The following is a 20,816-nucleotide window of genomic DNA, read 5'->3' as shown; positions in this document are numbered from 1 at the left end:
AGAGTGCGATGAGCTCCGAATTGGATTCCCTGTACCAGGACATCATCCTCGACCACGCGAAGCGCAAGCTGAACTCCGGCCTGCGCGAGCCGTACGAGGCCGAGGTCCACCACGTGAACCCGACCTGTGGCGACGAGATCACCCTGCGTGTTCATCTCGACGGCGACGTCGTACGCGACATCTCGTACGAGAACCTCGGCTGCTCGATCTCCTCGGCCTCGGTGTCGGTGATGACCGAGCTGCTGGTCGGCAAGACCCTCACCGAGGTCGAGCCGATCCACGCGGCGTTCCTGGAGATGATGCGCGGCAAGGGTCAGGTGGAGCCCGACGAGGACGTCCTCGAGGACGCCGTCGCCTTCGCCGGAGCCGCCAAGCTGACCGCCCGAATCAAGTGCGCGCTGCTGGGCTGGATGGCGTTCCAGGACGCCTCCACCCAGGCCGCCAAGGAGGAGAACCGATGACCGAGGACCTGACCGCCGCATCGATCATGGGGAGCGTCGCCGACGGCGCGACCCTCACGCTGGATGACGTCTCCGAGGCGATGAAGGACGTCGTCGACCCCGAGCTCGGCATCAACGTCGTCGACCTCGGCCTGGTCTACGGCATCCACATCGAGGAGGACTCCCGCGTCGTCCTCGACATGACGCTCACCTCGGCGGCCTGCCCGCTGACCGACGTCATCACCGACCAGACCAACACGGCCCTCGAGGGCATGGTCAACGACGTGCACATCAACTGGGTCTGGATGCCGCCGTGGGGGCCGGACAAGATCACGCCGGATGGCCGCGAGATGCTGCGGGCGTTGGGGTTCAACGTCTGAGACGTGGGTAGGCGCCTGACGGCGCCCACCGCCCGGCCGGCCGTCGGGCGCTCCCGCCCGGCGCGAACACCGAGGGGACACGCCGGACGGTGGCTTGCGTCGCGCTTGGGTCGGATGTCGTCCGGCGAGGAGCCCCGCGGCGTTCGACCGTTCGTCCGCACCACGCCCGTCCGCGCGGCGGGCGCCGCTGGCTAGGGTTGGCGGGTGGCTGTGGTGCTGGTGTCGGTGGTGAGGATCGGTCGCTGGATCGAAAACTTCTGCGCTCGGCATGGGGGAGCGGCTGAGCTCTCGGTGAGCGACGGTGCCCTGTGCGGGGTCGCTCCCGACGGGTCGACGTTCTCGGCGCGCCTTCCGTTCGAGCGCTCGTACGACGGTGCCGTGTCGGTGACAGCGTTCGCGGAGGCCGCTGCGCCCCCGGCGGACTGGGGCGTGCTGCTGATCCGCAAGGGCGGCTTCGCCGTCGCGAGGCTCTCCGGGCCCGAGATCACCGCGAGCAAGGTCGGCAAGCGGCACGTGCAGGGGCGGACCAAGGCCGGCGGGTGGAGCCAGCAGCGGTTCGCCCGCAGGCGCGACAACCAGGCCCGAGCCGCCCTGGAGGCGGCCGACGGGCACGCCGCCCGGATCCTCGACGGACTGACCGGGCCGCTGGTCTACGGCGGCATCGAGGAGGCGCGCCCGGACGACACCGTCCTGGTGCACGGGCACATCAGCGACCCGCGCCGCGACGTGCTGGAGAAGGCGATCGGCGACGCGCAGAGCGTCCTGGTCGATGTCATCAACGCCGAGACCCCGGCTGGCTAGAGTCGCCGGCATGGCGTGCCACGACGCAGCGATCGCCGGCGCGGCGACGACGTTCGAAACAGCCGGTGCCCGGCGATGAGCGCCGTGATCGACGTCCGGGGGCTGGTCAAGACGTTCGGCCACGTCCGGGCGCTCGACGGGTTCGACCTGCGCGTCCAGGCGGGCGAGGTGCACGGCTTCCTCGGACCCAACGGCGCCGGCAAGTCGACCACCATCCGGATCCTCCTGGGCCTGATGCGCGCGACCGGCGGCACCGTACGGCTCTTCGGGGAGGACCCGTGGCGCAATGCGCCGACCCTCCACCGCCGGTTGGCGTACGTCCCCGGCGACGTCGACCTGTGGCCGAACCTCTCCGGCGGGGAGACGGTCGATCTGCTGCTCCGGATGCGCGGCGCCGATCCGGCCCAGAGCCGCAAGGCCGAGATGATGGAGCGCTTCGGCTTCGACCCGACCAAGAAGGGTCGGGCCTACTCCAAGGGGAACCGACAGAAGGTCGCCCTCATCGCCGCGTTCGCCGTCGAGACCGAGCTGTTGATCCTCGATGAGCCCACCAGCGGCCTGGACCCCCTGATGGAGCAGGTCTTCCGCGAGTGCGTCGCCGAGCACCTCGCCCGCGGCGCGACGGTCCTGCTCTCGAGCCACATCCTCTCCGAGGTCGAGCGGCTCGCCGCGCGGGTCACGATCATCCGCGACGGCCGTACGGTCGAGTCCGGGACGCTCGAGGAGCTGCGCCGGCGCGACCCCGGCATGGAGCACGGCGCCGACCTCGAGACCCTCTTCCTGGACGCCTATCGCGCCCCGGCGCAGGATGCCGACGACGGATGAGGCGCGACGGCGGTACGGCGACCGGCGCGAGCCGGTTGCTGCGGCAGAACCTGCGCCGCGACCGGGTGCCGGTGAGCATCGTCCTCGCCCTGATGGCGCTCATGACCTACGCCTCGGCCGCCGCCACCGACTCGCTCTACGGCAGCGCCGCCGACCGCCTCTCGGCCGCGCAGGCGATCAACGACCAGCCCGCGCTGCGCGCGCTGTACGGGCGGGTGATGGACCCGCATTCGCTGGGCGAGCTGGCGATGACGAAGCTGACCGTGACGTATGCGGCGTTCGCCTGCGCGCTCTTCATCGCCCTGATCCGCCGGCACACCAGGGTCGAGGAGGAGTGCGGCCGGGCCGAGATGCTCGGCGCCACGGCCGTCGGACGCGACGCGCCACTCGCGGCCGCCGTGGCGGAATCGGCTGGCGTCGGTGTCGTGCTCGGAGCGCTGGTGGCGCTGATGTGCCTCGTCGGCGGCCTGCCGGTGGTGGGCTCGCTGTGGTTCGGTGTCGTCTGGCTCGGCACCGGCCTGGTCGCGACCGGGGTCGGTGCGGTGGCCTGCCAGGTCTCGGCGAGCGCGCGTACCTGCGCAGGCATCGCCGCCGCGATCATGGGGGTGCTGTTCGCGGTCCGGGCCGCCGGCGACGCCTCGGACCACGCGCAGTGGCTGAGCTGGCTCTCGCCGCTCGGGTGGAACACTCAGCTGAGGGCGTGGAGCGGCACCCGCCCCTGGGTGGGCCTGCTCTACCCCCTCACGGCGGGCACGTTGCTGCTGGCCGCCCAGGCGATGCGGGCGCATCGCGACCTGGGCTCGGGACTGGTGGCGGCACGCCCGGGTCGCGTCGATGGGCGACGAACCTTCGCCGGCCCGTACGCGCTCGTGCTCCGCAACCAGTCGCTCGCCCTGCCCCTGTGGAGCCTGGGATGCCTCGCGCTGGGCGTCCTGTTCGGTGCGATCGCGCCGGGGCTGCAGGAGCTGCTCGACTCGGTCAACGTCCAGGAGGTGCTGGACCAGCTCGGCGGCGCCCTGATCGCGGCGATCCTCTCGGTCGCCGGGATCCTCGTCACCTGCTTCGGCATCGCCGTGATCACCCACGCCGCCGACGACGAGACAGCCGGTCGGGCCGAGCTCGCGCTCTCGACCGGCGCCTCGCGCGGCTCGTGGTGGCGGGCGACGTCCCTGGTCGCGCTCGGCGGGGTCGCGTGGCTCCTCGTGCTGACCGGCATCGGGCTCTGGCTGGGCCTGATCCTCGGCGGTTACGGCGACGACGGCGGTCGGTCATGGACCGCCCTGGTCGCCGCTCTCGCCTGGATCCCGGCCGCGTGGGTCGTCGTCGGGGTCGCGCTGCTGTGCCACGCGCGGAGCGCGCATCGTGCCGCGCTCGGCTGGGCGGCACTGGGCGGGTGCGTCTTCCTGACCGTGGCGGGCGACCTGCTGCACCTGCCGGGCTGGATCGTCCACGTCTCGCCGTACTCCTCGGTGCCGGCCTACCCGGCGGATCCCTGGCGCTGGCTGCCCTTCGTGGTGCTCATCGCGATCGCCGGCACGATCGCGCTCGTTGCGTGGTTGCGCTTCGAACGGCGTGACATCGGATAGTTTCCGATCATGTGGCAGCCCGAGCCGGGGTGGCATCCGATGCCTGGTGGGACGGGTACGTCCACGCTCGGGCTCTGGCGTGCCTCGCTGGGGGAGCAGGCCGTCGTGATCAAGCGGCTCGCCGCCCCGGGACCGCACGACCCGCCCCAGCTCAGCGATCCACGGCACTTCGCCTACTGGCGGCGCGAGGCCGACGTCGCCTCGTACGGGCTGCTCGACGACGTCCCCGGAGTGCGACACGCCCCGACGGCGATCGAGGAGGACGCCGAGGGGATCACGCTCACCACCGAGTGGGTGGAGGACAGCGCGAACGCCGGGCTCTTCGTCATGCACGCCCTCGGCCGCTTCGCCGGCGCCGACCTGGCGCACGTGCGGTGGCTCGCCCGCAACCAGCTCCGCGACCGGCTACGGCGCGTCGAGGCGCGCGGCGGCTGGCCGACCCTGGAGCGCACGACCGTCGCCGACGCCGCGCACGAGCTCTGGCGGCGACGCGAGGCCTTCCTCGACGAGCTCGACGCGCTGCCGCAGGTCGCCCAGCACGGCGATCCGACGCCGGCCAACCTGCCCGGCCGCGACGGCGACCTGCTGGTCGCGCTCGACTGGGCGTGCCTGGGATACGGCGCCGCCGGTGCCGACCTGGGTCTCTATCTCATCACGGCTCGCGAGGAGTTCGAGCCGCTGCTGGACGCTTACCTGCTCGGCCTGCCCGACGGCCTGGCCACTCGCGGGCAGGTCACCCGAGCCGCCCAGATCAGCGCCGTCTACACCGCGCTGACCCGCGCCGAGTGGGCGCTGGCCCGCGTCGCCGGGGGAGAGGGTGCCCTGGTCTCCAAGTTCCGTCACCCCGCCGTCGCCCCGCATCTGCGCGCCCTGCAGCGTCAGTTCGCCGCCGTCGAGGCCCTGATCGGCTGAGTGGTCACTTCTCGACGGTCGAGCGGTCGGTAGTTGAGGGCCGAGGGGTCATCTCGCTGGCGACAGATGACCCTTCACGCCACGAGAACGGACCTCTCGCGGCCCGACACGTGACACCTCAACGCCCGATAGGTGACGTCTCGAGCCGCGAAATGTGACCTCTCAACCGAGGCTCTTGGCGGAGAACGTGTCGCAGGCGCGGAGGTTGTCGTGTGCATTCAGGCCGGTCTCGAACCAGTGCTCGCGCTCGGCCGAGGAGCCGTGCGTCCACTGCTCGGGGTTGACCCGACCACCGGCCCGCTGCTGGATGTAGTCGTCGCCGACGGTCTTGGCGGCGCCGATCGCGTCGTCGATGTCCTGGCGGGTCAGGTCCTCGATCAGCACGTCGCCGTCGGCGTCCGGCACGGTGGTGGCGGCCGCGGCCCACATGCCCGCGTAGCAGTCGGCCTGCAGCTCGAGCCGGACCGAATCGGACGTGGCACCCTGCTGGGTGCGGACCTTGCCCATCGTGCCGAGCAGGTCCTGGATGTGGTGGCCGTACTCGTGTGCGATGACGTACGCCCGCACGAACGGGGTGGCGTCGCCGCCGAGCTGTCGGTAGATGGTGTCGTAGAAGGCGGTGTCGAGGTAGATCGTCTGATCGCCGGCGCAGTAGAACGGGCCGACGTCACTGGTCGCGTTGCCGCAGCCGTTGGTCTGCACCGCGCCGCGGAAGACGTCGATCGCCGCCTCGGGCTGGAACCGGCCGGCGACCTGGGGCTGCTTCGACCAGTAGTCGGTCAGTGAGTTCTCGACCGCCACCAGCGCGCATTCGTCGCTGTCGTTGGCGTCCTGGCCGGTCCGGCACGTGCCGTAGTCGAAGGCAGTGCCGCCAGCGCCCGTGAGGCCCAGGGAGTCGGTGGTGAACGCCGAGCCGTTGATCGCCGCGCCGAGACCGCCACCGCCGCCCTGCATCTGCAGGAGGACGACGATCACCACGACGATCACGCCGATGACGCCCCCACCGCCGGCGATGTGCGGCAACCCGATGCTGCTGCTGCCACCGGCGCCCCTCGATCCGCCCACGTCGCGGGTGCGGCTCGAGTCGAGTCGAGCCTTGGCGTTGAAGCGCATCTGTCGTCCCCACGGATCTTCGGCGAATGCAGGGGCGTGACCCCCGCGCCCTAGACTAGGCGACCTCATGATCACCGCCCAGAGCCTCGAGGTCCGCGTCGGTGCGCGCCTCCTCATGGAGAACGTCAGCTTCCGCGTCGGCCCCGGCGACAAGGTCGGTCTGGTCGGCCGCAACGGCGCCGGCAAGACCACCCTCACCAAGGTGCTTGCCGGTGACCTGGCGCCCGCCGCAGGCGAGGTCTCCCGCGCCGGCGAGCTCGGCTATCTGCCGCAGGATCCGCGCGTCGGTGATCCGGAGATCCCGGTGCGCGACCGGATCCTGTCCGCACGCGGTCTCGACGACGCCGTACGGCGGATGCGCTCGGCCGAGGAGCAGATGTCCTCCACGGAGCAGAAGGTGCACGACAAGGGCATGCGGCGCTTCGCCCGGGCCCTCGACGAGTTCGAGGCCGGCGGCGGCTACGCGGCCGAGTCCGAGGCCAAGCGGATCGCGCACGCCCTGGGCCTCCCGGAGCGCTTGTGGGAGCAGCCGCTGAAGACCCTCTCCGGTGGCCAGCGCCGCCGCGTCGAGCTGGTCCGGATCCTGTTCAGCGACGCCGAGGTGCTGATCCTCGACGAGCCGACCAACCACCTCGACGCCGACTCCATCATCTGGTTGCGCGAGTGGATGAAGACGTTCAAGGGCGGCTTCATCGTGATCTCCCACGACAACGACCTGCTCGAGGAGACCGTCAACAAGGTCTTCCACCTCGATGCCAACCGGGCCGCGATCGACGTCTACAACATGGGCTGGAAGCCGTACCTCCAGCAGCGCGAGACCGATGAGGCCCGCCGCAAGCGCGAGATGATGAACGCGCAGAACAAGGCCAAGACGCTCACCGACCAGGCCAACAAGATGAAGGCCCGGGCCTCCGGCGCCTCGGCGGCCCAGTCCATGCTCAAGCGCGCCGCGAAGCTCACCGTCGGCCTCGAGGGCGAGCGTCAGACCGACAAGGTCGCCGCGATCAAGTTCCCTTCGCCGCAGCCGTCGGGCAAGACCCCGCTGATGGCGAAGGACCTGTCCAAGTCGTACGGCGCGCTGGAGATCTTCACCGCCGTCGACCTCGCGATCGACAAGGGCTCGCGGGTGGTCATCCTCGGTCTCAACGGAGCCGGCAAGACCACGATGCTGCGCATCCTCGCCGGCGTCGACAAGCCGGACACCGGCGAGATCGTGCCGGGCCACGGCCTGAAGATCGGCTACTACGCCCAGGAGCACGAGACGCTCGACATCGAGCGCTCGGTGCTGCAGAACATGCAGTCGGCCGCGCCGCAGCTGACCGACGTCGAGGCCCGTACGGTCCTCGGTGCGTTCCTCTTCCAGGGCGACGACGCGCACAAGCCGGCCGGCGTGCTGTCCGGTGGCGAGAAGACCCGACTCGCGCTCGCCTCGCTGGTCGTCAGCCAGGCCAACGTGCTGCTGCTCGACGAGCCGACCAACAACCTCGACCCGGCCTCTCGCGAGGAGGTCCTCAACGCGATCCGCACCTACGAGGGCGCGATCATCCTGGTCACCCACGACGAGGGCGCCGTGCACGCGCTCGAGCCGGACCGCGTGCTGATCCTCCCCGACGGCGTCGAGGACCTGTGGAACGACTCCTACGCGGAACTCGTCTCGCTCCACTGATCAGAGGGTGCACAGCTGATGGTGGGCAATCTGGGGGTCGGTGGCATCTACCGCAACCTGCGATCGGACCGCGACGTCCTGGACCAGCGCCTGACGCGCGGGACCGTACGGCGGGTGCTGTCCTTCGCGGGTCCGCAACGGCGACTCATCACCGGCTTCGTCGCGCTGATGGTCGTCGACGCGGCCCTGGTCGTGATCACGCCGCTGCTGACGAAGTGGGTCGTCGACGACGGCATCCTCCAGGGTGACCTCTCGCTGGTCTGGTGGCTGGCCGGCATCATGGCCGGCGTCGCGATCCTCGACGCGATGCTCGGGATCGCATCCGGCTACTTCTCCTCGCGGATCGGCGAGGGCCTGATCTTCGACCTGCGCACGCGGGTCTTCGGGCACGTGCAGCGCCAGTCGCTGGCGTTCTTCACCCGCACCCAGACCGGCGCACTGGTCTCCCGGCTCAACAACGACGTCATCGGCGCGCAGCGCGCCTTCACCTCGACGCTGTCCAACACCGTCTCGAGCTTCATCGCGGCGGTCGTGGTCGGCGCCACGATGCTGACGCTGAGTTGGCAGGTGACGTTGCTGTGCCTGCTGCTGTTCCCGATCCTGCTGGTCACCTCGCGCTGGGTCGGCGCCCGGATGGCGGGGCTGACCCGCGACCAGATGAACGGCAACGCCGATCTGGCCACGGCCATGACCGAGCGCTTCAACGTCGGCGGCGCGATGCTGCTCAAGCTCTTCGGACGCCGCGCCGAGGAGGACCGGAACTTCGCCGACAAGGCCGGCTACGTGCGCGACCTGGGCGTGCGGATCGCGTTGCTCACCCGGATCTTCTCGATGGCGATGCAGCTGGTCCCGGCGCTCGCCACCGCACTCGTCTACGGCGTCGGCGGCTGGCTGGTCATCCGCGGTCACTTCTCGCTGGGCACGCTGACCGCGCTCGGCCTGCTCCTGGTGCGGCTGCTCGGCCCATTGCAGAGCCTGTCCAACGCCCGCATCGACGTGATGACCGCACTGGTCTCCTTCGAGCGGGTCTTCGAGGTGCTCGACCTGCCCTCGCTCATCCAGGAGAAGCCCTCGGCGGTGGCGCTGCCGCGCGACCTCGGGGGAGCCGCGAGCCTGGAGTTCGACCACGTCGCCTTCACCTATCCGCGCGCCGACGAGGTGTCGCTCGCCTCGCTGGAGGTGGTGGCACGCGCGGAGACCGGCACCGGCGCCCCGGTCCTGCACGACATCACCTTCACCGCCGCGCCCGGGCAGATGGTCGCCCTCGTCGGCCCGTCCGGCGCCGGGAAGTCGACGGTGACCCACCTGGTCGCCCGGCTCTACGACGTGACGGCCGGAGCGGTGCGGGTCGGCGGCGAGGACGTTCGCGACGTGACGCTGGAGTCCCTCGAGGACGCCGTCGGCTACGTCACCCAGGACGCCCACATGTTCCACGACACCGTCCGGGCCAACCTGCTCTACGCCCGCCCCTCGGCCGGCGAGGACGAGATCTGGGCGGCGCTGCGCTCGGCCCAGATCGACGCGCTCGTCGGCAGCCTGCCCGACGGCCTCGACACCGTCGTCGGCGACCGTGGCTACCGGCTCTCCGGCGGCGAGCGTCAGCGTCTGGCCATCGCCCGGCTGCTGCTCAAGGCGCCCGCGATCGTGGTCCTCGACGAGGCCACGGCCCACCTGGACAGCGAGTCCGAGGCGGCCGTCCAGCGGGCGCTCGATGCGGCGCTCGCGGGGCGTACGTCCCTCGTCATCGCGCACCGGCTCTCGACCATCCGGCACGCCGACCAGATCCTGGTCGTCGAGGCCGGCCGGATCGCCCAGTCCGGCACGCACGAGTCGCTGCTCGCCGACGGCGGGCTCTACGCGGATCTCTACCGGACCCAGTTCGCCGCCCAGGCCTGACGTCGTGGCCGCCGAACGTGAACGACGTCGCGCCGACGTCACGGTCGTGGAGCTGATCGGCGGCGTCGAGAGGCGCGAGCTCGTCCTGGCCGCCTATGACGACTCCTGGCCGGCGACGTTCGCGGAGCACGAGGCGCGCATCCGCGGCCGGCTCGGATCGGCGGTGCGGGTGGAGCACATCGGCTCCACCTCCGTCCCGGCCTGGCCGCCAAGCCGATCATCGACGTGCTGGTCGTCGTCGACGACATCACGGCTGAGGAGGACTACCTCGGCCCGTTGATCGACGCCGGCTACGAGCTGCGGGTCCGCGAGCCGGGCCACCGGCTGGTCCGCACGCCTGAGCGTGACGTCCACGTGCACGTCCTGCAGATCGGCGATCAGGCGATCACCGACTACCTGCTGCTCCGCGACCGGCTGCGGACCGATGCGGAGGACCGGGAGCTCTACGAGCGCACCAAGCGCGCGCTGCTCGCGCAGGACTGGCCGGACATGAACGCGTACGCCGACGCCAAGACCGAGGTCATCGCCGCGATCAAGGATCGCGCACGGGCCGTGGACTGAGCCCCGCCCGGCGGGCGCTCAGACGTCGGTGCGGTGCTTGTTCCGCTCGACGCTGGAGCCGAACGCCTTCGTCCGGTTCGCGGCGTCGGCCTCGCGCGCCTTGGCGTACGCGGCGGCGAGGGCCTGCTTGCGGGCGTTCTTCTCGTGCTGCTTGGCCTTGCGCGCATCGGAGGCGGCGGCCCGGGCGAATGCCACCTGCTCGGAGGCCGGGACGACGGCCGGGGGGTCGGTGTCGGCAGGATCGGCGACCGGCGGGTGCAGGTACAGCCGGCGCTCGTCGTACATCAGGTAGAAGAACCCGCCCACCGCGAGCAGGCCGAAGAACCACCACTGCAGCGCGTAGAAGAAGTGCGGACCGTTGCTCAGGTCCGGCTGGTCGTTGGGTGCGAGTGCGGTCGCCGGCGCGGGCGACTCCGCCTCCATCTGGATCCAGCCGCCGTCCAGCGTGCGACCGATCGCCGGAGCGATGGCGATGCTCGAGATCGCCCGCGTGCCGAGCGCGCTCACCTTCGTGCTGTCGCCGGTCGCGTCGGCGCGCACCCAGCCGGTCACCGTGACCTGGCCCGACGGCGGGTCGGGGATCGCGACGGGATGGTTGTCCTGATCCTGCGACTTCAGGAAGCCGCGGTCCACCAGGACGCCGGTGCCATCGGCGGTGATCAGCGGGACGACGACGTCGACGCCCGCCTCGCTGTGGTCGTTGGTGCGGTAGCGCCAGGTGATGGTGTGCGCCGTGTCGTACGTGCCGGTGGCGCTCACCCGCGTCCACTCGGTGCTGCTGTCGACCTCGCCCCCGGGCGTGAGCACCGAGTCGACCGGCGCCGGCTCCTGGCGCAGGTGCGCGGTGATGATCGCGTTGCCGTGATGCTTGCTCTCCAGGCGGCCCCACTGCCAGTCGCCCAGCCACCAGGTGCCGTACGCCAGGATCGCGACCGCCACGGTGAACAGCGCCCAACGTCGGCTGAGCAGGAAGCGGAACGATCGCACCCGATGAGGCTAACCGCACGACCTGAGGCTTCGATGATCGGCAAAGGGTTGCACCGAGCGCGCTGCGCGCTGGCTCGCTCGCTCGGCACGCTCGAGCAAGCTCGGCGGCCTCGCTCGTTACGCCTAGACTGATGTGGTGGAGACGACACCGCTGATCGATCGGTACGGCCGGGTGGCCGCCGACCTGCGGATCTCCCTGACCGACAAGTGCAACCTCCGCTGCAGCTACTGCATGCCGGAAGAGGGCCTCGACTGGCTGCCCCACGAGCGCCTGCTCACCGACGACGAGATCGTGCGGCTGGCGACCGTGGCGGTACAGCGGCTCGGGGTGCGCGAGATCCGGTTCACCGGCGGCGAGCCGCTCGTCCGGCGCGGTCTGGTCGACATCGTCGCCCGCACCCGGGCCATCGCGGTGCCGGACGGAGAAGGCGACCTCGAGCTCTCCGCCACCACGAACGGCCTGGGCCTCGCCCGGCTCGCAGCGCCCCTCGCCGCCGCCGGGCTGGACCGGGTGAACGTCTCGCTCGACTCCATCCGACCCGAGACCTTCGCGAGGATCACCCGCCGCGATCGGCTCCATGACGTCGTCGAGGGTCTCGCCGCCGCGGCGGAGGCGGGCCTCGGGCCGATCAAGATCAACGCCGTCCTGCTCCGCGACGTCAACGACGACCAGGCGGCCGAGCTGCTCGAGTGGGCGGTGGCGCACGACTACCAGCTGCGGTTCATCGAGCAGATGCCGCTCGACGCCCAGCACGGCTGGTCGCGCGAGGGCATGGTGACGGCGGACCAGACCTTCGAGCGGCTGGAGAAGGAGTTCACCCTCACTGCGGCCGAGGAGCCGCGGGGGAGCGCGCCGGCCGAGCTCTTCCTCGTCGACGGCGGCCCCGCCACCGTCGGCGTGATCGCCTCGGTCACCCGACCGTTCTGCGGCGACTGCGACCGCGTCCGGCTGACCGCCGACGGACAGGTCCGCAACTGTCTCTTCGCCCGTGAGGAGTCGGACCTCCGTACGGCCCTGCGCGCCGGCGCCTCCGACGAGGAGCTGGCCCGGCGCTGGGTCAGCGCGATGGCCGGCAAGCGCGCCGGCCACGGGATCGACGACCCGACGTTCCTGCAGCCCGATCGCCCGATGTCGGCGATCGGCGGCTGATCCGCAGCGGGCAGCCGCCTGGATCGCCGAGGTCGATCAGCGACCGAGGCACGAGGGCGCGACGGTTCATCGAGGTATGCCGACGAACCCGCACTTCCCGTGCGGAACTCACCGTGGGAAGTGTCGGTCGACCTGCATACCTCGATGAACCGTCAGCGCGGCTGCAGCGTCCCGTCGTGCGGCCCGGTCTCCTGCAGGAACCCGCGTGCGCTGAGGAACGCGCCGAGGGAGTCCTTGTGCTCGTCGCACGCGAGCCAGATCTTGCGGCGATCGGGGGTGTGGATCTTCGGGTTGTTCCACGACAGCGCCCAGGTCGCCGGCGCGGGGCAGCCCTTGGCCGAGCAGACGTCCGGCTCCATCAGTCGAGCTCGTTGTGGTGGTAGTGGGTGTCGAGCAGATCCATCTCGGACTGGCCCTTGGTGTTGGCCGCGTTGGCCATCACCACGCCGATGTACGGCAGGAAGATCGCCGCGACGATGAGGAACGGCCACACCCAGTTCCACCCGTTGACACCGGCGATCACGGCGCCGATGAAGCAGGCCGTACGGATCGACATCGCGATCAGGTACCGCTTCTGCCGCTGGGCGATGTCGACCTGCCGGCTCTCCGCAGCGGTGGTGATCCGGATCGGCTGATCGTGCCCCTTTGCCATGAGACCGATCCTACGTCGGAGGACCGCCGCGGATCGGGCGGCACTAGTCTCAAGGCATGAGCAACCGTACCTACCGCGTCACCGAAATCGTCGGCACCTCTCCCGAGGGCATCGACGCCGCCATCCGCAACGCCGTCGAGCGGGCGAGCAAGACCCTGCGCCACATCGACTGGTTCGAGATGACCCAGGTCCGCGGCCAGGTCAAGGATGGCGCCGTGGAGCACTTCCAGGTCGGCCTCAAGGTGGGGTTCCGCCTCGAGGACGAGGCCTGACGCTGCCGACCCGGCCCCGGCGGGAGGCGGGCTGTGAGCGGCCCCACACACGCCGGTACCGGCCGGTAGTAGGCGTACCTGCCGGTAAGCGTTAGCGTCCCAGGACGTGAGCGATTCCCCCCAGTCCACCACCAGCGGAACCGATCCCGGCAGCCCCCGCTCCGTGCTTGTCACCGGTGGCAACCGCGGTATCGGCCGCGCCATCGCCGAGGCCTTCCTGGCCCAGGGTGACAAGGTCGCGGTGACCACCCGCAACGGTGGCGCCCCCGACGGCGCGCTCGACGTGCGCTGCGACATCACCGACCAGGAGCAGGTCGACGCCGCGTTCACGCAGATCGAGGAGGCCCACGGGCCTGTCGAGATCCTCGTCGCCAACGCCGGCATCACCCACGACACGCTGATCCTGCGGATGGGTGAGGACGAGTGGTCCTCGGTCATCGACACCAATCTCACCGGCTCGTACCGCCTCGCGAAGCGTGCCGCCAAGGGCATGCTCCGTCTCAAGCGCGGTCGCCTGATCTTCATCTCCTCGGTGGTCGGCCTGCTCGGCAGCGCCGGCCAGGCCAACTACGCCGCCTCCAAGTCCGGCCTCGTCGGTCTCGCCCGCTCGCTGGCCCGGGAGCTCGGGTCCCGCTCGATCACCGCCAACGTGGTCGCCCCGGGCTTCATCACCACCGACATGACCGACGTGCTCACCGACGACCAGAAGGCCGCGATCAAGCAGCAGGTCCCGCTGGGGCGCTACGGCGACACCGCCGAGATCGCGAACGCCGTCACGTGGCTCGCCAGCCCCCACGCCGGGTACGTCACCGGCGCGGTGATCCCGGTCGACGGCGGCCTCGGCATGGGCCACTGAGCGTCTCGACACGGCTCGCTGGCGCTCGCCGGCTCGACCACCGCACCAACACAGACAGGAAAACCTGATGGGACTTCTCGACGGTAAGACGATCCTGGTCGCCGGGGTCACGATGGACACCTCGATCGGCTTCGCGGTCGCCAAGGTCGCCCAGGAGCAGGGCGCGACGGTCCTGATCTCCAACTTCGGCCGCGCGCTCTCGATCACCAAGCGCATCGCCAAGCGCCTCCCGGCCGAGCCCCCGGTGCTCGACCTCGACGTCACCAACCAGGAGCACCTCGACGGCCTGGCCGACCAGATCCGCGAGCACCTCGGCGCCGACGCGAAGCTCGACGGCGTCGTGCACTCGATCGCGTACGGCAACCCCGAGACGCTGCTGGGCGGCAAGTTCCTCACCGGTCCCTGGGAGGACGTGGCGCAGGCCGTCCAGGTCTCCGCGTACTCCCTCAAGAGCCTCGCCATCGCGACCCAGCCGCTGATGACCCCGGGCGCCGGCATCGTCGGGCTGACCTTCGACGCCACCGTCGCCTGGCCCGCGTACGACTGGATGGGCGTGGCCAAGGCCGCCCTCGAGTCGACCAACCGCTACCTCGCCCGCGACCTCGGCCCGCAGGGCATCCGGGTCAACCTGGTCTCCGCCGGCCCGCTCAAGACGCTCGCCGCCAAGGCGATCCCGGGCTTCGAGGAGATCGACGAGGCGTGGGGTTCGCGCGCGCCGCTCGGCTGGGACAACACCGACCAGATCCCGACCGCCAAGACCGTCTGCGCGCTGCTGAGCGACTTCTTCCCGGCCACCACCGGCGAGATCGTGCACGTCGACGGCGGCTACCACGCGATGGGTGCCTGATCCCGGCGATCCGAACCATCGGACACGCTCGGGCAGTCTCGGCGGCGCCGGCTCCCGTCGCCTAGGCTCGACCGCATGCGGACCCTGGTCATCATGCGGCACGCCAAGGCGGAGGCCTCGGCTCCCACCGACTACGAGCGACAGCTCACCGACCGCGGCCACGCAGACGCCCGTGAGGCCGGTGAGTGGCTGGCGCGGCAGGAGGTCGCGCCGGATGACGCCCTCGTCTCCGGCGCGGCCCGTACCGCCGAGACCTGGGAGGACGTCGCCACCGGCGCCGGCTGGGACATCGACCTCGCGCAGCACGTCGAGGCGCTGTACGCCGCCGGCAGTGACACGACGCTCGACCTGATCCGCGACACCGATCCATCGGTGCGGACGCTGATCGTCATCGGCCACAACCCGACCGTCGGCATGCTCGCCCAGCTGGTGGACGACGGCAACGGCGACGAGGAGGCGAGCAACGCGCTCGTCGCCGGCTTCCCGACCACCTCCGTCGCGGTGTTCACCGTCGACGGTGACTGGGACGAGCTCGAGGAGGCCGGCGCGACCCTGCTCGCCCACCACGTGGGTCGCGGCTAGCCTCCGGCCTCAGGGGAGCGGGCGCACGGCCCCCATCGCCTCGTCGACCAGCATCGCCAGGTCGGCCGTACGGTCGCCGGCCCAGGCCTCCTGAGCCGCCTCGAGGCACTCCAGGGCGCTGCGGACGACGGCCTCGGCATGCAGCGCCACGTGCGCGGTCGCGGGGAGGCGTGCAGCCACCGCCGGGCCCAGCAGCGCGGTCCAGCGCCGACGCCACTCCTGCACCGTGGCCCGTACGGCTGGCTCGTCGCGCAGCATCTGGTGCAGCCGGCTCGAGCGCTCGGGGTCGGCGTTCTGCCGCTCGACGATCAGCTGGAACGCCGTCCGGAGCGCCGGCCAGGCCTCGATCTGCGCCGGCAGCGCGAGCAGCGCCGCGAGCAGTGCCTCCCCGGACTCGATCATCCGGGCCAGGATCAGGTCGTCCTTGCCCTGGAAGTAGCGGAAGAACGTACGTCGCGACATGCCGGCCGCGGCCGCGATCTCGTCGACCGTGGTGGTGTCGTACCCGTGCTCGGCGAAGAGCTGCCACGCCACCTGCTGGACGTCCAGGCGTACGGCCTCGCGCGCGCGATCGCGGATGGTGAGCTGGTCGGCGGACACGGCGCCAACCTAAGTCGCGTGCGGCTGCGTGTCAAAAGTGGCACGCAGTGCCAATTGGGGATAGGTTGCTCGGGTCAACTATCGGGAAGGCTCTCCATGCAGCACCAGCCGGCCGGCGTCAACGACGCCGAGATCGCCTCGCACACCTCGCCGGGTCGCGCCCGGCTCGAGCTGCTCGTCGTCGGCCTGGGCGCCTTCGTCGTCTCGCTCGCCCAGTCGCTTCTCATCCCGGTGCTGGGGGAGCTTCCCGCGGACCTCCACACCTCCTCGAGCAACGTGAGCTGGCTGCTCACCTCGACGCTGCTGGTCGGCGCCGTCTCGGTGCCCGTGATGGGCAGGCTCGGCGACATGTTCGGCAAGCGGCTGCTGCTGCTCGTCGCACTCGGCGCGCTCGTCGCCGGCTCGCTGCTGACCGCCGTGACCTCCAACATCGCGCTGCTCATCGCCGGCCGCGCGATCCAGGGAGCTTCGGTGGCCGCCATCCCGCTCGGCATCTCGCTTCTCGCCGGCCTCCTGCCCAAGGAGCGCGTCGGCAGCGCGGTCGCGCTGATCAGCGCCATGCTCGGCGTCGGGAGCGCGCTGGGCCTGCCGCTGGCCGGTCTCGTCGCCGAGCACGCCGACTTCCACGCGCTCTTCTGGATCACCGCCGTGGTCGGCGTGCTTGCCTTCGTCGGCGTCATGGCGATCGTCCCCGAGTCGCCCAACCGCAGCGGCGGCAAGGTCGACATCCTCGGCACCGTCCTGCTCGGTGGCACGCTCGTGTGCCTGTTGCTCCCGCTGAGCCAGGCCTCCGACTGGGGCTGGGGCTCGGCGCGCGTCTGGACCCTGATCGTCGCCTCGGCGCTCCTGCTCGCCCTCTTCGTCTGGTCGCAGACCAAGATCGCGGAGCCGCTGGTCGACCTGGCCTCGCTGAGCCGCAAGCCGATCATCCTGGCCAACGTCGCCTCGATCCTCTTCGGCTTCGCCCTCTTCGCCTCGTTCATCGGCACGGCCGCGTACGTCGAGGCGCCCGAGGCGACCGGCTACGGCTTCGGCTCCTCGCTGGTGGTCGGCGGTCTCGCGATGCTGCCCAGTGGCCTGATGATGCTGGTCCTCTCGCCGGTGGCGGCGAAGCTGATCTCCTCACGCGGCGGTCCGCAGACGCTCGCCCTCGGCGCGATGATCGTCGCCGCCGGCTTCATCTTCCGGATGACCGTGCACGCCGACCTGTGGCAGATCATCGTCGGGTCGACCATCATCGGCACCGGTACGGGCATCGGCTACGCCGCCCTGCCGTCGATCATCAACGCCAACACACCGGCCAGCGAGCTCGCCGCCGCCAACGGCATCAACTCCCTGGCCCGCTCGCTCGGCTCCTCGCTCGCCAGCGCCATCGGCAGCAGCGTCCTGGCCGGCAGCGTCATCGTCGTCGGCGACTTCGCGCTGCCCTCGATCGACGCCTACCGCGAGCTGTTCCTCATGTGCGGCATCGCGTCGGTGCTCGCCGCCGTCGTCGCGATCGGCATCCCGCACCGCCGGACCGTCTAGGTCTCGATACGCCCTCGCCTGGCGGCTCGGGCTACTCGACCAGCGAGAGCCGGTGACCCCGGAGGTCGAGGAGCGAGCGCCGGCGACCCCGGAGGTCGAGGAGCGTGCGCGGGCGATCTTGGAGGTCGAGGAGCGTGCGCGGGCGATCTTGGAGGTCGAGGAGCGTGCGCGGGCGATCTTGGGGTCGACGAGCGTGCGCCAGCGAGCGTATCGAGACCCGAATCGAGACCCCGCCTGAGCCGGCTCAGAGCAGCGGCGGCGTGGGGGTGACGAAGCCGGCCTCGGCGTCGGCGGCCTCGATCTCGTCGCGGGTGATGCCGAGCAGGTACATGATCGTGTCGAGGTACGGCACGTTGACCGCGGTGTGTGCGGCGGCCCGTACGGCCGGCTTGGCGTTGTAGGCCACGCCGAGGCCGGCGGCGGCCAGCATGTCGAGGTCGTTGGCGCCGTCGCCGATCGCGACGGTGGAGGCCGAGGTGAGGCCGAGCTCGGCGGCGAACTCACGCAGCGCGCGGGCCTTGCCGGCCCGGTCGACGACCTCGCCGACCACGTTGCCGGTCAGGACGCCGTCGACGATCTCGAGCTCGTTGGCACGGGCGTAGTGGATCCCGAGGTCGGCGGCGAGCCGATCGGTGATCTGGGAGAAGCCGCCGGAGACGATCGCGAAGCGGTAGCCGAGGCGGCGCAGCGTACGGACCATCGTGCGGGCGCCGGGGTTGAGCTGGATCGCGTCGTAGACCTGGTCCAGCGCCGTGGCGGGGACGCCCTTCAGCAGCGCGACCCGGGCACGCAGCGACTCCTCGAAGTCGAGCTCGCCGCGCATCGCGGCCTCGGTGACCCGGGCGACCTCGTCCTCGCAGCCGGCGTGGGCGGCGATCATCTCGATCACCTCGCCGTCGATGAGGGTGGAGTCGACGTCCATCACGATGAGCTTCATGCCGCGGCGCTGGAGGTTCTCCGGCTGGACCGCGATGTCGATCCCCTGGGCGGCGGCCTCGATGGCCAGCTCGGTCCGCAGCACCTCCGGCGAGGCGCCCGAGACGTGCAGGTCGAACGCGGTCACCGGGTAGCGCGCCATCCGGACGATCTGGTCGATGTTGGCGCCCGCGGAGGCGATCCGGCGGGTCACGGCGGCCATCGCGGCCGCCTTGAGCGGCGTGCCGAGGACGGTGACGTGGGCGCGCTCGCGCGAGCGGCGCGGCGTGTCGCCCGAGCCCGGCTCGATCTCGACGGACATCTCCAGTCCGCCCGCGGTCTCCTCGACGGCGGACCGCAGCGCCTCGGCGGCCGCGGCATCGGCCGGCGACGTCACCAGGAGACCGAGCACCAGTCGACCGCGGAGCACGATCTGCTCCAGGTCGACGACGTCGACGCCGGCGAGGGCCAGGGTGGCGAGGGTCGAGGACGTCACGCCGGGCCGGTCGCGGCCGGTGAGCGTGATCAGCAGGGTGTCAGGAGCGTCAGCCATGGCGTCGCAAGGCTATCCCGTACGGACCCGATGGCCCTCAGTGCGGCCACACCTCGGGGGACCCGGCTGCGGTCAGCGCGCGGCGGGCCGCCCGATCGAGGGGGACGAGTGCGTCGCGGCGGGCGTTCATCTCGTACGCGGAGACCGCGGCGCCCTCGTCCTCCAGCGCGAGCTCCACGATCTCGGCGGCCTGGAGCCCGCGCTCCGCGAGCTCGACGCAGCGATCCGGCACCCCGGGGGCGGCGTGCAGCGCCGTACGGTGGCGCAGGTTCATCAGCCGGTCAGCGACCTCGGGCCGCCACTTGGCCACGTCGAGGTCGGCCAGGGCCCGGGTCGACTCCATCAGGGCGGTGCGCAGCCCGCGGTCTGCCTCGCCGACGTCGGGCAGCTGGCGGCGCTGCGCGGCGTACCCCTGCCAGGTCAGGACCGCGCCGACGCGAACGGGCACCAGGCCGATGCCGGCGTCGCTGACCACCGCTTGACCTGCCTCGAGGGCGGCATGGTTGAACGGCGGCGGGCCGCCGAGCCCGACGCCGTCGCCCTCGGCGGGATAGGCGGCGCCGAGCACGGTGGCCCCTTCGGCGCGCAGCCGGCCGAGGCCGCCGATCAGCGTCTCGGCCGCAGCCTCATCGTTCGCGGGGCCGCCGAGTCCGAGGCCGGCGAGACCGGCGAACGTGTGGGTCGCGTCGTCGTCGATGACGGCGTCGAGCATGAGGTCGGTGACGACCTGGCCACGCAGCCAGGCCGTGCCCCACCAGGCGAGGCGGAGGGCAGGCGGGACGGGACTCACGGCGTCGAAGGCTAGCGCGCTCGGTGCGCCGACTCCATCGCTCCGGTGCCCGATGCGTTCGCCCGGTCGGCCTGCCGATACCTTTACGCCCATGGCTGCTGTCCTCGATCTCGTCGACGTCACCGTCCGCCGTGGGCAGAGCCTCCTGCTCGACACCGTCAGCTGGCGGGTGGAGGAGGACGAGAGGTGGGTCATCCTCGGCCCGAACGGCGCCGGCAAGACCACGCTGATGCAGATCGCGGCCGCCCAGATGCACCCGACCAAGGGCACCGTCGACATCCTCGAGGCGCGCCTGGGCCGGGTCGACCTGAGCGAGATCCGGCCGCGCATCGGAGTCACCAGCGCCGCCCTCGCCGGCCGCATCCCCAACGACGAGAACGTCCGCGACGTCATCGTGACCGCGTCGTACGGCATCTACGGCCGCTGGCGCGAGCAGTACGACGAGATCGACCACGCCCGGGCCGAGTCGCTGCTTGTCGAGGTCGGCATCTCACACCTCGCCGACCGTCTCTTCGGGACACTGTCGGAGGGCGAGCGCAAGCGCGTCCAGATCGCCCGCGCCCTCATGGTCGACCCCGAGCTGCTCCTCCTCGACGAGCCCGCCGCCGGGCTCGACCTCGGCGGTCGCGAGGACCTCGTCTCCACCCTCTCGACGCTCGCCTTCGACCCGGACTCGCCGGCCACGGTGCTGGTCAGCCATCACGTCGAGGAGATCCCGCAGGGCTTCACCCACGTGCTGATGCTGCGTCGTGGCCAGGTCGTCACGGCCGGCCTGATCGAGACCGAGCTCAACGAGGCGAACCTCTCCAAGACGTTCGGCATGCCGCTGGTCCTCGACCGGGTCGACGGCCGCTTCGCGGCGCGTCGCCGAACTCGCCGCGCGCTCTGAGGCCACCGCACTACAG

General features: G+C 71.2%; 21 protein-coding genes and 2 pseudogenes. 16 read left to right on the top strand and 7 right to left on the bottom strand.

Annotated features, from left to right (window positions below):
- The first annotated feature begins 8 nt into the window (after positions 1–8).
- From sufU to ACZ5L9_RS18100, 6 genes and pseudogenes are all read left to right on the top strand, one after another.
- Positions 9–461, top strand: a complete 453-nt coding sequence (gene sufU / locus ACZ5L9_RS18125) for a Fe-S cluster assembly sulfur transfer protein SufU (RefSeq protein WP_464530430.1) — start codon at positions 9–11, stop codon at positions 459–461.
- A gap of 26 nt (positions 462–487) precedes the next feature.
- Positions 488–820: a metal-sulfur cluster assembly factor gene (locus tag ACZ5L9_RS18120; protein ID WP_464536914.1), complete on the top strand. Its 333-nt coding sequence runs from the start codon at positions 488–490 to the stop codon at positions 818–820.
- A gap of 204 nt (positions 821–1,024) precedes the next feature.
- Positions 1,025–1,621 carry an acVLRF1 family peptidyl-tRNA hydrolase gene (locus ACZ5L9_RS18115; protein ID WP_464530428.1) on the top strand — a complete coding sequence of 199 codons (597 nt, stop codon included), beginning with the start codon at positions 1,025–1,027 and terminating at the stop codon, positions 1,619–1,621.
- Between the two features lie 75 nt (positions 1,622–1,696).
- Positions 1,697–2,353 (top strand): annotated as a pseudogene (locus ACZ5L9_RS18110) (ABC transporter ATP-binding protein); the annotation flags it as partial.
- 89 nt (positions 2,354–2,442) lie between these two features.
- The gene (locus ACZ5L9_RS18105) at positions 2,443–4,032 is read left to right on the top strand and encodes an ABC transporter permease (protein WP_464530426.1); all 1,590 of its coding nucleotides are present in this window, start codon (positions 2,443–2,445) and stop codon (positions 4,030–4,032) included.
- Positions 4,033–4,041: 9 nt separating this feature from the next.
- Positions 4,042–4,944, top strand: a complete 903-nt coding sequence (locus ACZ5L9_RS18100; RefSeq protein WP_464530424.1) for an aminoglycoside phosphotransferase family protein — start codon at positions 4,042–4,044, stop codon at positions 4,942–4,944.
- 162 nt (positions 4,945–5,106) lie between these two features.
- Here ACZ5L9_RS18100 and ypfJ read toward each other — a convergent pair whose 3' ends face one another.
- Positions 5,107–6,057, bottom strand: coding sequence for a KPN_02809 family neutral zinc metallopeptidase (gene ypfJ / locus ACZ5L9_RS18095; RefSeq protein WP_464530422.1), 951 nt, complete (start codon positions 6,055–6,057; stop codon positions 5,107–5,109).
- 67 nt (positions 6,058–6,124) lie between these two features.
- Between ypfJ and ACZ5L9_RS18090 the strand changes: the two genes are divergently transcribed.
- The 3 genes and pseudogenes from ACZ5L9_RS18090 (at position 6,125) to ACZ5L9_RS18080 (ending at position 10,180) form a co-directional block, all read left to right on the top strand.
- Entirely contained in the window at positions 6,125–7,723 is a 1,599-nt protein-coding gene (locus ACZ5L9_RS18090) for an ABC-F family ATP-binding cassette domain-containing protein (RefSeq protein ID WP_464530420.1), read from the top strand.
- A gap of 18 nt (positions 7,724–7,741) precedes the next feature.
- Positions 7,742–9,619: an ABC transporter ATP-binding protein gene (locus ACZ5L9_RS18085; RefSeq protein ID WP_464530418.1), complete on the top strand. Its 1,878-nt coding sequence runs from the start codon at positions 7,742–7,744 to the stop codon at positions 9,617–9,619.
- A 4-nt stretch (positions 9,620–9,623) separates the two neighbouring features.
- A pseudogene (locus ACZ5L9_RS18080) lies at positions 9,624–10,180 on the top strand (GrpB family protein).
- Between the two features lie 18 nt (positions 10,181–10,198).
- Here the strand turns inward: ACZ5L9_RS18080 and ACZ5L9_RS18075 are convergent.
- Positions 10,199–11,167 carry an SURF1 family cytochrome oxidase biogenesis protein gene (locus ACZ5L9_RS18075; RefSeq protein ID WP_464530415.1) on the bottom strand — a complete coding sequence of 323 codons (969 nt, stop codon included), beginning with the start codon at positions 11,165–11,167 and terminating at the stop codon, positions 10,199–10,201.
- A gap of 133 nt (positions 11,168–11,300) precedes the next feature.
- Here ACZ5L9_RS18075 and moaA point away from each other — a divergent pair, with 133 nt between their 5' ends.
- Positions 11,301–12,317 (top strand): GTP 3',8-cyclase MoaA, encoded by a 1,017-nt coding sequence (gene moaA, locus ACZ5L9_RS18070; protein ID WP_464530413.1) that lies wholly within the window; start codon positions 11,301–11,303, stop codon positions 12,315–12,317.
- A gap of 152 nt (positions 12,318–12,469) precedes the next feature.
- Here moaA and ACZ5L9_RS18065 read toward each other — a convergent pair whose 3' ends face one another.
- Complete coding sequence (locus ACZ5L9_RS18065; protein WP_464530411.1) at positions 12,470–12,676, bottom strand: acetone carboxylase; 207 nt, start codon at positions 12,674–12,676, stop codon at positions 12,470–12,472.
- Entirely contained in the window at positions 12,676–12,969 is a 294-nt protein-coding gene (locus ACZ5L9_RS18060; RefSeq protein ID WP_464530409.1) for a DUF3099 domain-containing protein, read from the bottom strand. The genes ACZ5L9_RS18065 and ACZ5L9_RS18060 overlap by 1 nt, the downstream gene beginning before the upstream one ends.
- A 56-nt stretch (positions 12,970–13,025) precedes the next feature.
- On the opposite strand from ACZ5L9_RS18060, the gene ACZ5L9_RS18055 reads away from it, so the two are divergent.
- The 4 genes from ACZ5L9_RS18055 to ACZ5L9_RS18040 all read left to right on the top strand — a co-directional run bounded on the left by ACZ5L9_RS18055 (position 13,026) and on the right by ACZ5L9_RS18040 (position 15,526).
- On the top strand, positions 13,026–13,241 hold the full coding sequence (locus ACZ5L9_RS18055) for a dodecin (protein WP_464530404.1): 216 nt from the start codon (positions 13,026–13,028) through the stop codon (positions 13,239–13,241).
- A 106-nt stretch (positions 13,242–13,347) separates the two neighbouring features.
- Positions 13,348–14,097 carry a beta-ketoacyl-ACP reductase gene (locus ACZ5L9_RS18050; protein WP_464530400.1) on the top strand — a complete coding sequence of 250 codons (750 nt, stop codon included), beginning with the start codon at positions 13,348–13,350 and terminating at the stop codon, positions 14,095–14,097.
- A 67-nt stretch (positions 14,098–14,164) separates the two neighbouring features.
- Positions 14,165–14,944, top strand: coding sequence for an enoyl-ACP reductase FabI (gene fabI / locus ACZ5L9_RS18045; RefSeq protein WP_464530397.1), 780 nt, complete (start codon positions 14,165–14,167; stop codon positions 14,942–14,944).
- A gap of 75 nt (positions 14,945–15,019) precedes the next feature.
- The gene (locus ACZ5L9_RS18040; protein ID WP_464530395.1) at positions 15,020–15,526 is read left to right on the top strand and encodes a SixA phosphatase family protein; all 507 of its coding nucleotides are present in this window, start codon (positions 15,020–15,022) and stop codon (positions 15,524–15,526) included.
- Positions 15,527–15,535: 9 nt separating this feature from the next.
- Here the strand turns inward: ACZ5L9_RS18040 and ACZ5L9_RS18035 are convergent, their stop codons facing one another.
- Complete coding sequence (locus tag ACZ5L9_RS18035; protein ID WP_464530393.1) at positions 15,536–16,126, bottom strand: TetR family transcriptional regulator; 591 nt, start codon at positions 16,124–16,126, stop codon at positions 15,536–15,538.
- Between the two features lie 96 nt (positions 16,127–16,222).
- Here ACZ5L9_RS18035 and ACZ5L9_RS18030 point away from each other — a divergent pair, with 96 nt between their 5' ends.
- A complete protein-coding gene (locus tag ACZ5L9_RS18030) occupies positions 16,223–17,653 on the top strand; it encodes an MFS transporter (protein WP_464530391.1) in 1,431 nt (476 codons plus the stop codon).
- 244 nt (positions 17,654–17,897) lie between these two features.
- Here the strand turns inward: ACZ5L9_RS18030 and serB are convergent, their stop codons facing one another.
- Both serB and ACZ5L9_RS18020 read right to left on the bottom strand, forming a co-directional pair.
- Positions 17,898–19,121: a phosphoserine phosphatase SerB gene (gene serB / locus ACZ5L9_RS18025; protein WP_464530388.1), complete on the bottom strand. Its 1,224-nt coding sequence runs from the start codon at positions 19,119–19,121 to the stop codon at positions 17,898–17,900.
- Between the two features lie 37 nt (positions 19,122–19,158).
- Positions 19,159–19,911, bottom strand: coding sequence for a hypothetical protein (locus ACZ5L9_RS18020; RefSeq protein WP_464530385.1), 753 nt, complete (start codon positions 19,909–19,911; stop codon positions 19,159–19,161).
- 91 nt (positions 19,912–20,002) lie between these two features.
- Between ACZ5L9_RS18020 and ACZ5L9_RS18015 the strand changes: the two genes are divergently transcribed.
- Positions 20,003–20,800 (top strand): ABC transporter ATP-binding protein, encoded by a 798-nt coding sequence (locus ACZ5L9_RS18015; RefSeq protein WP_464530381.1) that lies wholly within the window; start codon positions 20,003–20,005, stop codon positions 20,798–20,800.
- Positions 20,801–20,816 lie beyond the last annotated feature (16 nt).

It is taken from the genome of Nocardioides sp. JCM 18998 (genome assembly GCF_055391535.1).
Note: the sequence above shows the minus strand (reverse complement) of the source record. Positions and strands in the feature narration are given on the sequence as shown.

Bases quoted from the DNA above. Each gene is read 5' to 3' on its own strand.
- ACZ5L9_RS18030 (WP_464530391.1), top strand. From the start codon at position 16,223: ATGCAGCACCAGCCGGCCGGCGTCAACGACGCCGAGATCGCCTCGCAC.
- ACZ5L9_RS18105 (WP_464530426.1), top strand. From the start codon at position 2,443: ATGAGGCGCGACGGCGGTACGGCGACCGGCGCGAGCCGGTTGCTGCGG.
- ACZ5L9_RS18100 (WP_464530424.1), top strand. From the start codon at position 4,042: ATGTGGCAGCCCGAGCCGGGGTGGCATCCGATGCCTGGTGGGACGGGT.
- ACZ5L9_RS18065 (WP_464530411.1), bottom strand. From the start codon at position 12,676: ATGGAGCCGGACGTCTGCTCGGCCAAGGGCTGCCCCGCGCCGGCGACC.
- ACZ5L9_RS18055 (WP_464530404.1), top strand. From the start codon at position 13,026: ATGAGCAACCGTACCTACCGCGTCACCGAAATCGTCGGCACCTCTCCC.
- sufU (WP_464530430.1), top strand. From the start codon at position 9: ATGAGCTCCGAATTGGATTCCCTGTACCAGGACATCATCCTCGACCAC.
- ACZ5L9_RS18040 (WP_464530395.1), top strand. From the start codon at position 15,020: ATGCGGACCCTGGTCATCATGCGGCACGCCAAGGCGGAGGCCTCGGCT.
- ACZ5L9_RS18015 (WP_464530381.1), top strand. From the start codon at position 20,003: ATGGCTGCTGTCCTCGATCTCGTCGACGTCACCGTCCGCCGTGGGCAG.
- serB (WP_464530388.1), bottom strand. From the start codon at position 19,121: ATGGCTGACGCTCCTGACACCCTGCTGATCACGCTCACCGGCCGCGAC.
- ACZ5L9_RS18085 (WP_464530418.1), top strand. From the start codon at position 7,742: ATGGTGGGCAATCTGGGGGTCGGTGGCATCTACCGCAACCTGCGATCG.
- ypfJ (WP_464530422.1), bottom strand. From the start codon at position 6,057: ATGCGCTTCAACGCCAAGGCTCGACTCGACTCGAGCCGCACCCGCGAC.
- ACZ5L9_RS18060 (WP_464530409.1), bottom strand. From the start codon at position 12,969: ATGGCAAAGGGGCACGATCAGCCGATCCGGATCACCACCGCTGCGGAG.
- ACZ5L9_RS18120 (WP_464536914.1), top strand. From the start codon at position 488: ATGGGGAGCGTCGCCGACGGCGCGACCCTCACGCTGGATGACGTCTCC.
- fabI (WP_464530397.1), top strand. From the start codon at position 14,165: ATGGGACTTCTCGACGGTAAGACGATCCTGGTCGCCGGGGTCACGATG.
- ACZ5L9_RS18090 (WP_464530420.1), top strand. From the start codon at position 6,125: ATGATCACCGCCCAGAGCCTCGAGGTCCGCGTCGGTGCGCGCCTCCTC.